Raw genomic sequence first — 13,380 nt, 5'->3', positions numbered from 1 at the left:
TTTTTTGCAAATAAAAAGCCCGCCAATTTTTCAGTGGCAGGCTTTTTATTTATCTAAAATTGAACACTTTATTTTTTAACCGGTTTAGCCCCACAAGACCCACGCACAATTAATTTTGCGGGAAGTAACATGGATTCGGGTCTTTCGCCTTCGACGAGCATTAGCAAATTCTCTACTAATAATTCACCGGCGAGCAATGTGTCTTGTTGAACTGTAGAGAGTGGTGGATGTGTGTACGATGCCATGGGAATATCATCGAAGCCCATCACAGCGACATCATTTGGAATATGCATACCGGCTTCTTCCAAGGCTTTCATTGCACCGATTGCAATTAAGTCGCTCGCGCCAAAAATGGCATCAAAGGGTAAGCGGCGCTGCAACAAACTGAGCGTTGCTTTGTAGCCTTCCTCTTCTGATGTTTCAGCAGCAACTTGTAGCTTTGGATTAATTTCAATTCCCGCTTCTTGCAGCGCTTTGCAGAAGCCGTGATAGCGGTCGGCAAATTCGGGGCTGTGCTCGGAAACATCGCCAAGGAAAGCGATATTTTTTCGTCCGAGCGATAACAAATGTTTTGCGGCGTGATAAGCGCTGTTGAAATTATCGCAGCCGATAGACACGCCTGGCTGACCTTCAAGCACTGGCCCCCAGGTAATAAAATGCGCGCCGACTTCTGTGAGGTAGGTAAGTTTTTTTACGAAGCTTTCGTAATCGCCATAACCTAAAAAGATAATGCCATCGGCACGGTTGGCATCTTCATAATCTGCATGCCAGTCTTCGCTGAATTGCTGGAATGAAATCAATAAATCAAATCCGCGTTTGGCCGTTGCGCGGGTGATGCTGCCGAGCATGGAAAGAAAAAAAGGATTGATTAATGAATTGCCGGTGCCTTGGTCTTCGCACAATAAAAGGGCAATCGTTTTAGTTTGTTGAGAGCGCAGACTGCTCGCGTTTTTGTCTACTTTGTAATTGAGCTCGCGCGCAATTTGTTGGACTTTAAGGCGCGTCTCTTCATTGACCAATGGGCTATTGCGCAGCGCTCTTGAAACAGTAGATTGGGACACCCCTGCGCGGTAGGCAATATCAAAGGATGTGGGTTTATCGTCTTTCAACTCAGTTACCCTCGCTGTACTTGTATTTTTTTGTAATTGTTGTGATGGGGGCGATACTACATCAACCCCCATTTCAGGTACAGCCTAGCCCAAAAACGGTTATATCAAATGGTTATACCTCGCGTAACGCCGTTGCTACTGGCAAACGCGCCGCGCGGATTGCAGGAAAAAAGCCACCGATAAAACCAATAATGGAGGCAAATATAACGCCCTGTACCAACAAATCCGGTGTTACCGCAAAATCAAATACCACTTGGCTAAAGCTCGCGAAATTCAGGGTGGATACGGTGTAACCGTTAAAGACCACATAGATCACTACGGCCCCGATAATTCCACCGATAATCGCCAGCACCAGCGATTCCACCAAAGTCGAGATAGCAACGGGCGTTGCACTAAAGCCCAGCGCACGCAAGGTGGCAATTTCACGGGTGCGGTTGGATACCGAGGTGTACATGGTATTTACCGCACCAAAAATTGCGCCGAGCGCCATTAAAATCGCAAGCGGATAGCCGACCATTTTAATAAATTTACTCAGCGGTTCAGATTGTTCGGCGAGATACGCTGATTCACGTTTTACGTCCAGATTAAATTTTGGATCAGCTGCGATAGCCTCTTTTACCGTGGCAAAACTATTTTCATCACCCAGCTTTACGCGCACGATTTGATAGCTATTACCGCGGCGATACGCATTTTGCAAAATTTTGGCATCGCACCATAATTCCGATTCTGCCAATCCGCCGCCAGACTCAAACACCCCCACCACTGTCCATTCGGTTTGGCCAAATTTCACTACCGAACCCACGTTCAAATTCGCAAATTGTTTTTGCGCACCGCGCCCGACAATCAATTCATTTTTACCCGGTTCAAAATTTCGGCCTTCAATGATTTTGAACGACTTACGCACCTCAAACGCCATAGCTTCAACACCGCGCAAAGGGGCGTTGGCATTGGCATCTTTGTTGCGCATGGGAATATCGACAATCACAAATAATTCCGGTGAGCTGACCGGTTTGCCATCGAGCTTGGCAATGCCGGGCAAATTGGCAATTTGCTGTGTTTGTTCATAGCCCATACCGCTGCTCATTTCGGATGTCGCACCGGCGCGCATCATAATCAATACATCATCGGCTCCAGCACTGACCATGGTGCGCTGAAAACCGCTCGCCATGGAAAGCACACCGATAAACACACCCACCACACAGGCCACACCAAACACCGCGACAGACGATGTACCCACACGCTGCGGCAAATTGCGCAGGTTCATAAACGTAATCACAAAAATTTGGGTAATTGCATTAAACATAATTAACGCCTCCGCAATGCTGCAACAATATTGAGCCGCAAACCTTGCAGCGCAGGAATAATGCCGGTGAGTAAACCAAACGCAAACATCAGTGCAATACCGAATAACATCATGCTATTGGACAAGCCTAACCCCGGCAGTGTTGCTGCCATGGATTCCGCCGCACCACTGATAAAAAATTTCGCAAGCAATAGCCCGGCAAGACCACCAATCAGTGAAATAACAATTGCTTCAGCGAGTACCATTAACATGACCGCCACATCGGAAAAGCCCAGAGTTTTTAAAATCGCTAACTCTGGAATACGCTCGCGGAATGACTGCGCCATGGTATTGCCAGCGACTAACAACATGGTAAAAAACACCGCACCTAAAATTAAGGTAGTGATCAACCCTATATCACCAAATTGTTTGGCAAACGATTTGGCAAATTCTTTTTCGCTACTGGTTTTTGTCTCGGCCGGTGAATTGGCAAACATAGCATCGATGGCGGCGGCAACTTGTGCAGATTGTTTGGGATCTTTCACACGAATAATTAACCAACCCAAAGTGCCTTTACCATACTGGCGCGCCTCATCAAAATAATCGTAATGCATCAGCATTGCGCTGGTATCGGCGCTTTTGTTTTTTGCTTCGTAAATACCTTCAACCACAAATTCCCAGGTGGTGCTGCCATCTTCTTTTGGGAACATGCCTTTTAACGGAATGCGATCGCCAATTTTCCATTTAAACCGGTCAACCAAGGCTTTACCGATCACCACCCCGATACGATTTTTCTTCCACGCCTGCATTTGCTCCTCAGGGAGTGAAATCATTTCGTTATAAATTTCAAAATAATCTTCCGCGACAATCGGGAATTGGGGGAATTGATTTTTAGGGTCTTGATAATAACCACCAAACCAATTCGCCGAGGTTGCGCGATCAACGCCTTCCAACGACTGTATTTTGGCAAGATAGGATTCTGGAACAGGCTGGATCAAACTGACTTTATTAATACTCACCAGCCGATCTTCACCGGCAATTTCTGCGCCCTGATCAAAGGCTGCGGCTAAACTGCGCAGCAAACCAAATAATAAAAACGCAATCATGATGGAGAGCAAGGTCAAAATGGTGCGCACTTTTTTACGACCCAAATTGCTCAATAAAAATTGCAGGTAGTACATGATTAATGCCCTCCTGCACCTTGGCTTGCGGGTGCACTGCTATTGGTGACCAGTGACCCTTTATCCATATGCCAGGTGTGGCGCGCATGCTCTGCTGCACGCGGATCGTGTGTCACCATGATGATGGTTTTTTGTTGTTGCTGATTGAGTGTTTGCAACAGCGAAAGAATTTCATCGGCAGTGGCGCGATCCAAATCGCCGGTTGGCTCGTCGCATAACAATAAATCCGGATCACTCACCAGCGCGCGTGCGATCGCTACACGCTGCTCCTGCCCGCCGGACAATTCACTGGGATAATGTTTGGCACGATTGGATAAACCCACCAATTCCAATGCAGCTGCCACATGATGTTTGCGCTGCTTGCTGGATAAATTGGTCAGCAGTAACGGCAGTTCTACATTTTTTTCAGCGGTGAGCACCGGCATTAAATTATAAAACTGGAAAATAAACCCGACATGGCGCGCGCGCCATTTTGTGAGCTGGGAAGATGACATTTTATCAAGGCGCTGCCCGCCAATAATTAATTCACCGGCGGTCGGCTTATCCAAACCACCAAGCAAATTGAGCAAGGTTGTCTTGCCTGAACCCGAAGGCCCCATAAGCGCGAGAAAATCACCGCGATGAATATCCAAATTAAGGCCCGCGAGCACACTCACTTGCTCCTTGCCTTTTTTATAACTCTTTCCGATTCCTTTTAATTGAACCAGCAATTCATCTGATACGGGCGAAGTGGATGCGAGCGCAGTCATAGATCCTCCAAAATGTGAGACCAGCGTTAACGGACAAGATAGACGTGTAAAAAATCAGGACAGCAAATTTGAGGCGTTTTATTTTCAATATTTATTTTTATTGTTTACGCCTCGCCACCGTTTAGTGGCGAGGTTTTTCTATGTAGCTTCGCGCGATTTATTGCAACTCAACCAGTGAGCCGTCTTTTAATTCCGGAGTCGCTTCCACGACAAAATCTTCACCCGCTCGCAAGCCACTGCCGATATAAATATCCGTTCCGTAGCTGGCATTGATCGTCACTTTGCGCAATTCGGCGACGCCGTCTTTCACGACAAAAATAAATTTATCTTCACCTTCGGAGCGCACTGCCGTAATCGGCACGCGGATTCCCAATGGCTCTTTCGGTTTTTCTTCCACAACCGGTTCCGCATTCATAAATGCAACCTTCACCCCCATATCGGGAAGGATGCGCGGATCAGATACCTGAAAACCGATGCGCACCTTGACGGTGGCTTTTTGGCGATCAGCGGCCGGAATAATGGCGATGACTTTTGCCGGAATTTTCCACTCGGGATAAGCCTCCAACACCGCTTGCACAAATTGATCTACGCGCACACGCTGGATGTAGGATTCATTGACATCCACTTCAATTTCAAGCGACGACATATCCACCAATGTGCAAATACCGGTACGGGTAAAACCACCGCCCGCCGACATAGGGGAAATCATTTCACCTGGCTGCGAATCTTTACTGATTACCACACCGGTAAAAGGCGCACGTAGGGTTAAATCTTCCAGATTTTGTAGCTGCAAAGCCAAGCGCTTTTCGCTGACATCCACCTCGGCATTGCGCGCGGCTAATTGTGCACGCAGCGATTCAAAATCAGCGCGCGCTTTATCCAGCGTAGCCGCACTGACCAACTGGGTACGCGCCAATTCAGTATTGCGCTCCAGCGTTAATTTGGCTTCGGTCAGACGCGCCTGGGCTTCTACCACCAATGTTTTTGCCGAGCGCAATTCAGCTTTGCTCAACTCCACGGCTTTTACTGTATTGGAATCATCCAAGCGCGCAACAACCTGGTCTTTTTCAACTTGTTGGCCTTCTTCAATAAAAATCTCTGTCACACGCCCGGTGACTTTGGATGACACAGTTGATATGCGGCGCGCAACCACATAGCCCGTTGCATCCAACACAGTTGCCGTTGAAGAGTCAGGCACCGCCATGCGCGCCATTTCTATTTTGACCGGTACAGGAGCTGGGTCACTCAAGAGACTGAATGCCACCACTGCAATGCCCACTACTGCCGCAATGCCAATCCACACACGCACCTTGCGGCTTTCGTCTGGCTGCTGTTCGCGGTTAATGCGCAATTGCGATAAAAGTTCGTCTTGATTTGTCACGGTATGCTCTGCCCATTGCTATTAGATGTTGTTAGATTGTCAGAAAAAAACCTGAACATGCGAGGCGCATTATTATTCAGTCTGGCAGCAGAACCTAGCGGTGTTTTCATCTTCCGGACATTTCCCTGGCAACACTGTTGTTATGTGCGCAGGATAGCGGGAATGACATTGGCTACCACAGTAGCCATTGTCATCCGATGCCGGTGACATTTATCACCGGCGAAAAAATTATAACGCGGGTTTGAAATCGGCCATTTCAGCCGGAAGGATAGGATTTTTCAGGCTAATCATGGTGCGTGCAGGCAGGTTGACGGCTTTTAAGTCTGCCGCAAAATAGCGGTTAAAAATTGCATCCAACTCGCCATTACTGCTGATCGTTTGCAAGCCCGCTGTCACACGCTCAGCCAGTGCTTTCTTGTCGGGATTCACATAAAACACCAACGGGAATGGGTAATACACCAGCAGGGATGAATCCACCATCAGCTTGCCCGATTTAGCCGCGCGCTCATTGAATACGCCGGTGACCTCATTGGCACCGAAGGTGACGTAATCAAACTCATTGTTTTCAAGGCGCGTGAATAAATCATCAAAGCTGCCTTTCTCTTCTACCTTGTAACCGTTTTGGCGAAACAGTTCGGCATCGGCCCAGGTTGATGGAATGCCCATGCGCAATTGTTGCAGCTGCTGCGCGGTGTTGATCGCGGCAAATTTTGCTTTATCTGCCGAGCGGATAATCAAGATGCGATAGCCCAACAATCCTTTCATTAGCGGCAATGGAATCAGGATTTTCTTTTCATTCGCCAGTTTGGTATTGCCTGCGACAGTGCCAAAAATATCAAACCCTTTTTCGCGGAAAACGCTGGCTTCATCAGCAGCGAGCGGGTAATCCGTCAGGTCTTCCTTGAGCGTCCACGCGCCCAGAGTTTTTTCAGTGGCGATGAGCGCCGCTTCCAGCACCTCGCGCTCATAGGTCTGGCGCGATTGGGTTTTATTGCCGTTCCACAATGCAACACGGGTCACTGCTGAATCTACCGAAGAGCCGGATGCCGCTTCTGCATTTACCGCAAAAGACAAACTGCACAATAAGCACAACAGGCACAACGCCGTTGCGCGCAGACTATTGGCAGGGGAAAGACGGAGTAGCGCCGTTGGTTTTTTGAACATGAAGTCTCACCTCGTGGGTATTTATTATGATGATCGTTAGTGTCGCTGGAGCAGATTGCAGCATAGCAGCCCAAAACAGGCAGATAGGCCTAAAATCCCGCTTGATCGAGTGGCATTTTCAGTAAACAAAGCCAGACTGTAAAGGAAGTACACCCCTCGACGTTCCCGCCCCTGAGCGCCCTATCGCTTTACAGCGAACCATAACGACCATCGATAACGACGAACGAAACAACCAATGCTTGATATTTTTATTGATTACAACACCCAATACACGCTGCTGGAGGGACACCATAATCCCGGGCTGGTAGCGGTTTCCGTTTTGGTCGCCATAGTGTCCTCCATGATGGGGCTACAGATTGCAGGGCTGGCACGTGCAGCACACGGGCGCATGCTGCGCCAGACAGCGCTGGTATCCGGCTCGCTGGCCTTGGGCGGCGGCATCTGGTCCATGCATTTCATCGGCATGCTGGCGTTTGAGATGGGCACCCATGTGCACTACCAACCCTTTATCACCCTGCTTTCCATGCTGCCCTCGGTGTTTGCTTCCTGGGTAGCACTGCACATGCTCTCGCGCAGCCGTATTTCATGGCAGCAATTGATGATTGGCGGCGTGTTGGTCGGCTCCGGCATTGGTGCCATGCACTACAGCGGTATGGCCGCCATGCACCTGAACGCAACCCTGCGTTACGATCCGCTGTGGTTTATCGTCTCTATTTTCGTGGCGGTGATAATGGCCATGATCGCACTCTGGGTGCGTTTTGGCCTGCACGACCACGGCAAACTCAATGCAGCGCGAGCCACCCTGATTAGCGGTGTCATTATGGGATGTGCGATTGCCGCCATGCACTACACCGGTATGGCTGCTGCACGTTTTATCGGCACACCCGATACCAACTTTTCGGACGACAACAGCCATACATTTCTCGCCATCATTATTAGTGCAATGACCGTCGCGATTGGCTTGCTGGTCATTGCTGGCAACCTGATCTTGCGTTACCGCCAGCTCTATCGCCACTCACTCAAAATCGAAAGCGAACTGTCTTCGCGCGAGCAGCAATACCGCACATTGATCAGCAATATTCCCGGCGTTGCGTTTCGCACCCAGGCCACTGCCCCCTGGGAAGTTATTTTTATTAGCGATGCGATCTATAAATTAAGTGGATGGGAAGCAGAAAAATTCTTTGCGCATGAAATGCATTTGGGCGACATCATCCATCCCGATGACGCAGAGCGCATTTCACAAGAGCTGTTGCCCGCGCTCAACAATAAAACCCCTTACATCATCGAATACCGCATTGTGTGCCGCGACCATAGCGAGCGCTGGGTATCGGAAAGAGCCAGCGGTGTTTATGACGCGCAGGGAAAACTGCAATGGATCGACGGAGTGATTATCGACATCGCCGAATCCAAAGCCATGGAAACGGATTTGATGATCGCCAAAGATCGCGCAGAACAAGCGTCCACGGCCAAAGGCATGTTCCTCGCCAACATGAGCCACGAGATTCGCACCCCCATGAATGCGATCATCGGCTTCACCGAATTATTATTGGATTCACCACTGGAAGCGGAACAACGGCGGCATTTGCAAACCGTTAGCCGCTCGGCGCGCTCATTGCTAACGCTGCTGAACGATATCCTCGATACCGCGAAGTTAGAACGCGGTGCACTTGAATTGGATATCAAACCGTTTTCGCTGCGCGATATGGCGCGCGACATCATCAATGAGTTACATCTTCAAGCCGATAAAAAATCGCTGTTATTAACCACACAGATCCAGAGCGAGATGCGCGATCTGGTGCTGGGCGATGAAATGCGTTTGCGTCAGGTGCTCATTAATTTAATTGGCAATGCGATTAAATTTACCGAGCATGGCAGCGTCACGCTCGATATCAGCGAACAAAACGATCAGGTTATTATCAAAATAATCGACACAGGTATCGGCATTGCCGCTGACCGTATCGAACATATTTTTACACCCTTCACTCAAGCCGATGCATCCATGGCGCGCCGCTTTGGCGGAACCGGTTTGGGCACTACCATCGCACGGCAACTGACCGGATTAATGGGCGGCACTATTTCGGTCACCAGTGAATTAGACAAAGGCAGCTGCTTTCAAATTTCAATTCCTTTGCCTGCAGCACATGCAGTGAAAAAAATCATTTCCGCAGAGCCCGTTACCTTACCGGTTCTCAATATTTTGATTGCCGACGACGTGCCACAAAATATTGAAGTACTTCAATTGATGCTGACGCGCAACGGCCATCGCACAGTGACAGCAAACAATGGTAACGAAGCATTTTCGCAATTTAAAAAGCAAACGTTTGATATTGTGCTTATGGATATTCAAATGCCGGAAGTTGATGGCTTGCAAGCCTGCCGGATGATTCGGCAATGGGAGCAAACACAAAGCGCCAAAAGCACGCCGATCATTGCACTCACCGCCAGCGTATTAGCGCAAGACCGGAAAGATGCGGAGGCCGCCGGCATGAATGGCTTTGCCTCAAAACCTATCGTTTTACCCGAGCTTTATCGCGAAATAGCGCGCTGCCTTGGCATAAAACAATCTGCACCCGCACCTTCATCCGGCCAGGAAAACGCCGTGCAGGTTATTGATTGGGATGGCGCATTACAGCGCTGGGGCGATCATGCACTGCTCACCAAGGCAATCCAACGCTTCTGTGCAGATCACACCAAACCCGATGCGTTTTTTATGCAGCTTGGTCACCTTGCTGAAACGGAAACATCACATAATATCAACGCCATTTCGCGCGAGGCGCATCGTATAAAAGGGGCGGCAGCGAATTTAGGTTTGCAAGAATTAACCGGCATCGCACAACAACTTGAGCAGGAAAAATCATTCAATTCACGATTGCTGGATGAGCTGAGAGCTGCCTTCAACACCATTGCAACCGCGCTGGAAAAAATAGAACTGCCCGCTTCCGATCATCAACATAAAACAGCATCCTGTGACCGTGCACTATTGGAAACATTATTAGCTGCTTACCAACATGGCACGCTTGATGATGAAGCCTATCGCAAAATTTCCCAAACCTGCCCGGCCGCATTACTAACACCGCTGGATGAAGCCTTGGATCAATTTGATTTTGATGCAGCCATTGCCATCCTGCAGAACTGGATAAACAACAGCGCTACCGATCACGAGGTATAAATGGCCATCGAAGTGCGTGACTCGCGCCCTAAATTACTGTTGGTAGACGATGAACCCGTCAACCTGCAAGTACTCAAACAAATCTTGCAACACGACTATCGCTTGTTGTTTGCACGCGACGGCGAAAAAGCATTGAGCCTTGCAGAAAATGAACAGCCGCATTTAATTTTGCTCGACATCATGATGCCCGGCATAACCGGTTTGGAAACCTGCAAACGGCTGAAAGAAAATTCTGCAACACAACACATACCGGTTATTTTTGTTACCGCGCTTGCAGAAACCCGCGATGAAACAGAAGGCTTTAGCGTTGGCTGCGTGGATTACATTACCAAACCCGTCAGCCCGCCGATTGTACTCGCGCGCGTGAAAGCACAACTGTCATTAGTCAGTGTTGATTCCCTGCGCGAGACGCGCTTGCAAGTGATCCATCGGCTCGGGCGCGCCGCAGAATACAAAGACAACGAAACCGGCTTGCATGTTATCCGCATGAGCCACTACGCCAAAGAAATCGCACTCGCGGCAGGCATGAATAAAACTGATGCCGACGAATTATTAAATGCAGCGCCGATGCACGACATCGGCAAAATTGGCATCCCTGATTTTATTCTGCAAAAGCCGGGAAAACTCACGCCAGATGAATGGGAAATCATGAAAACCCACACGCGCATCGGCGCGACAATTATTGGCGACGACCATTCCAATTTATTAAAAATCGCCCGCATTATTGCGCTGCACCATCATGAAAAATGGGATGGCTCCGGCTATCCCGATGGGCTCAACGGCGAAGCCATTCCAATTGAAGCGCGCGTCGTTGCGCTTGCAGATGTATTCGATGCATTAACCAGTGTGCGCCCTTACAAAGCAGCCTGGACAATCGAACAGGCGAGCGCTTACATCGAACAGGAATCCGGCAAACATTTTGATCCGGATTTGGTGATCGCCTTTAAAAAAGCGCTGCCGACCATCATTGCCATTCGCGAGCAGCTACTCGATACGTAACGCCTGTATCGCAAGCGACAAAAAACAAAGCCACCCGAAGGTGGCTTTGTTTGTGGTTTTGTTTTTCTGGGAACGTTTGGAAAACGCGGATCTAGAACGGAATGTCATCATCAAAAGAATCAAAACCAGCTGGCTGCTGTGGTGGCGCATTGTGGGATGGTTGCTGTGGCGCGCGATTTTGTTGGTAACCGCCACCACCTTGGCTGTATCCACCTTGCGCGGGTGCATTGTTGTATTGCGGAGTCTGATCAAAACCGCCTGCCATTGCTGCTGCGCCCATACCAGCACCGCCCATGTTATTGCCCATACCGGCATTGTCTCCACGGCCATCCAACATTTGCATTTCGCTGGCAACAATTTCGGTGGTGTAACGGTCACTGCCGTCTTGCGCTTGCCACTTGCGGGTGCGCAATGAGCCTTCAATGTAAACCTTGGAACCTTTTTTCAGGTATTCGCCGGCAATCTCACCCAAGCGGTTAAAAAACACCACGCGGTGCCACTCAGTACGCTCTTGCGGTTGGCCGGTATTTTTGTCCTTCCAGGTCTCGGAAGTTGCTACGCTCACGTTGGTGACAGCGCCGCCAGAGGGCATGTATTTTACTTCCGGGTCTTGCCCGATATTGCCGATCAAAATTACTTTGTTGATGCCACGAGCCATACTGAATTCCTCTTGGTTGTCCGGGTATCCGCCTTCTGTTGTTATACGTCAGCGGCTTTCAAGTTTCTGTTTACTACCCCCTGACGGGGGCCGTGCACTTTAGCATTTTCGCTATTCGTCATCTACGATGGCAGCTAACTGTTTCCGGTTCACGCGCTGCTGGTCAACTTTAAGATAAGCGGTGTTCTCCGAGGCGACAATCACCACTTCCGCTACGCCATCCACTGCACGCAATTTTTCGGCAAGCGCCTGGTGATCCTGCCCGCGCAATGGAATAAGCACACTGGCCAGAAACTGCGGTGGTTTCATCGACCAAGCTACAGCAAGCCAGATCAACACCAGTATCGCATTGAGCAAGAACACCATTTGCCCTCCCTGCTCTTGCAGTAACCATCCGCCCAACGCACCGCCACTAAAGACCCCCAGCACCTGACAAGTCGAGTAAATACCCGTCGCTGTCCCTTTGGCTCCAGCGGGCGCAATTTTGCTTACCATCGAAGGTTGGGTAGCCTCCAGCACATTAAAGGCAATAAAAAATACAAACAGCACCAACAGCGCGGCAATAAAACTATCGCCCACCTGGGTTAAAGCCAATTCAGCCGCAAGCAACAACGCAACCGCAAGCAGGAATACACTTTTAATTTTGCGCCGTTTTTCAGCGATGATCACAAACGGCAACATCAATACAAACGCGAACGCAAGCAGCGGGAAGTAAACCAACCCATGATAATTGCGCGGAATCTGCAGCTGGTTTTCCAACATCAGCGGCAACACCACAAAGCTCGACATCAGCACAAAATGCAGTACAAAAATCCCGACATTCAAACGCAACAATTGTGGATGCTTCAGTGTGGATGCAAGGAGCCCGGGCACCGCAACGGCTTCACGTGCGGAGCTGCGCGTATGGCTGACATCGGGCACTAACTTCAGCAGGATATACACGCCGACAAGCCCGAGCAGCGCGGTTAACCAGAAGATCGCCCCCACACCGCCCCAAGCGGCAAGCAAGGGCCCGGCGGTCATCGCCACCGAGAAGGACACGCCGATAGAAGCACCTATGGTGGCCATGGCTTTGGTGCGGTTTTCATCGGAAGTAAGATCGGTTAAAAGCGCCATCACCACCGCCGAAATAGCGCCGCCCCCTTGCAAAAACCGGCCGATAATCAGGCCGTACACAGACTCTGCCAGCGCCGCCACTACACTGCCCAGCACAAATATCAGCAAGCCTGCGAGAATCAGCGGTTTGCGCCCGATACGGTCGGACAGCACGCCAAATGGAATCTGCAACAACGCCTGGCTAAACCCGTAAGCACCCAGTGCAAGGCCGAGCAAGAACGGGCTGTGATGGGCGTATTCGGTGCCATAGAGCGCAAGCACCGGCAACAACATGAAAAGGCCAAACATCCGGAAGGTGTAAAGCGCAGCGAGCGATAACACGACTTTTCGCTCAAACGGAGCTGGCGTAGTCGTGGTCATAACAGGTGATGTAGAAACAGGATCTTGCATGGCGGGCGCCGTCAGTATCAGCAGAAAAGGGATGAATTCAGTAAAAGTGCGCCAGTGTACCAACTACTACTCCCAACGGCCTATAAATCACACGAAACATTGTGTTAAAACGCCTGCTTGATTGTTTGCAAGCAAATAGAAATCAGCTCCTGACATCTACTGGCAGTATCTTACGTATAATC

General features: G+C 49.7%; 10 protein-coding genes. 2 read left to right on the top strand and 8 right to left on the bottom strand.

All coding sequences use genetic code 11. The annotated features are described in order from the left end of the window. Positions 1-68 precede the first annotated feature (68 nt). From B2739_RS11195 to B2739_RS11170, 6 genes are all read right to left on the bottom strand, one after another. The gene (locus B2739_RS11195; RefSeq protein ID WP_414633226.1) at positions 69-1,181 is read right to left on the bottom strand and encodes a LacI family DNA-binding transcriptional regulator; all 1,113 of its coding nucleotides are present in this window, start codon (positions 1,179-1,181) and stop codon (positions 69-71) included. 40 nt (positions 1,182-1,221) lie between these two features. Then, complete coding sequence (locus tag B2739_RS11190) at positions 1,222-2,412, bottom strand: ABC transporter permease (protein ID WP_331345941.1); 1,191 nt, start codon at positions 2,410-2,412, stop codon at positions 1,222-1,224. A gap of 2 nt (positions 2,413-2,414) precedes the next feature. Continuing rightward, positions 2,415-3,572 (bottom strand): ABC transporter permease, encoded by a 1,158-nt coding sequence (locus B2739_RS11185; RefSeq protein ID WP_331345940.1) that lies wholly within the window; start codon positions 3,570-3,572, stop codon positions 2,415-2,417. Positions 3,573-3,574: 2 nt separating this feature from the next. Then, entirely contained in the window at positions 3,575-4,321 is a 747-nt protein-coding gene (locus B2739_RS11180) for an ABC transporter ATP-binding protein (protein WP_331345939.1), read from the bottom strand. A 157-nt stretch (positions 4,322-4,478) separates the two neighbouring features. After that, on the bottom strand, positions 4,479-5,702 hold the full coding sequence (locus B2739_RS11175) for an efflux RND transporter periplasmic adaptor subunit (protein ID WP_331345938.1): 1,224 nt from the start codon (positions 5,700-5,702) through the stop codon (positions 4,479-4,481). A gap of 228 nt (positions 5,703-5,930) precedes the next feature. Continuing rightward, positions 5,931-6,866 carry a transporter substrate-binding domain-containing protein gene (locus B2739_RS11170; RefSeq protein ID WP_331345937.1) on the bottom strand — a complete coding sequence of 312 codons (936 nt, stop codon included), beginning with the start codon at positions 6,864-6,866 and terminating at the stop codon, positions 5,931-5,933. A 235-nt stretch (positions 6,867-7,101) separates the two neighbouring features. On the opposite strand from B2739_RS11170, the gene B2739_RS11165 reads away from it, so the two are divergent. Both B2739_RS11165 and B2739_RS11160 read left to right on the top strand, forming a co-directional pair. Next, complete coding sequence (locus B2739_RS11165) at positions 7,102-10,035, top strand: MHYT domain-containing protein (RefSeq protein ID WP_331345936.1); 2,934 nt, start codon at positions 7,102-7,104, stop codon at positions 10,033-10,035. Then, a complete protein-coding gene (locus B2739_RS11160; protein WP_331345935.1) occupies positions 10,036-11,034 on the top strand; it encodes a two-component system response regulator in 999 nt (332 codons plus the stop codon). A 91-nt stretch (positions 11,035-11,125) separates the two neighbouring features. Here B2739_RS11160 and ssb read toward each other — a convergent pair whose 3' ends face one another. Further along, entirely contained in the window at positions 11,126-11,692 is a 567-nt protein-coding gene (ssb, locus tag B2739_RS11155; protein ID WP_331345934.1) for a single-stranded DNA-binding protein, read from the bottom strand. 111 nt (positions 11,693-11,803) lie between these two features. Next, a complete protein-coding gene (locus B2739_RS11150; RefSeq protein ID WP_331345933.1) occupies positions 11,804-13,198 on the bottom strand; it encodes an MFS transporter in 1,395 nt (464 codons plus the stop codon). Positions 13,199-13,380: the final 182 nt, after the last annotated feature.

Source organism: Cellvibrio sp. UBA7661, from assembly GCA_002483365.1.
Classification (GTDB): domain Bacteria; phylum Pseudomonadota; class Gammaproteobacteria; order Pseudomonadales; family Cellvibrionaceae; genus Cellvibrio.
This window is presented reverse-complemented; position numbering and strand designations above follow the sequence as displayed.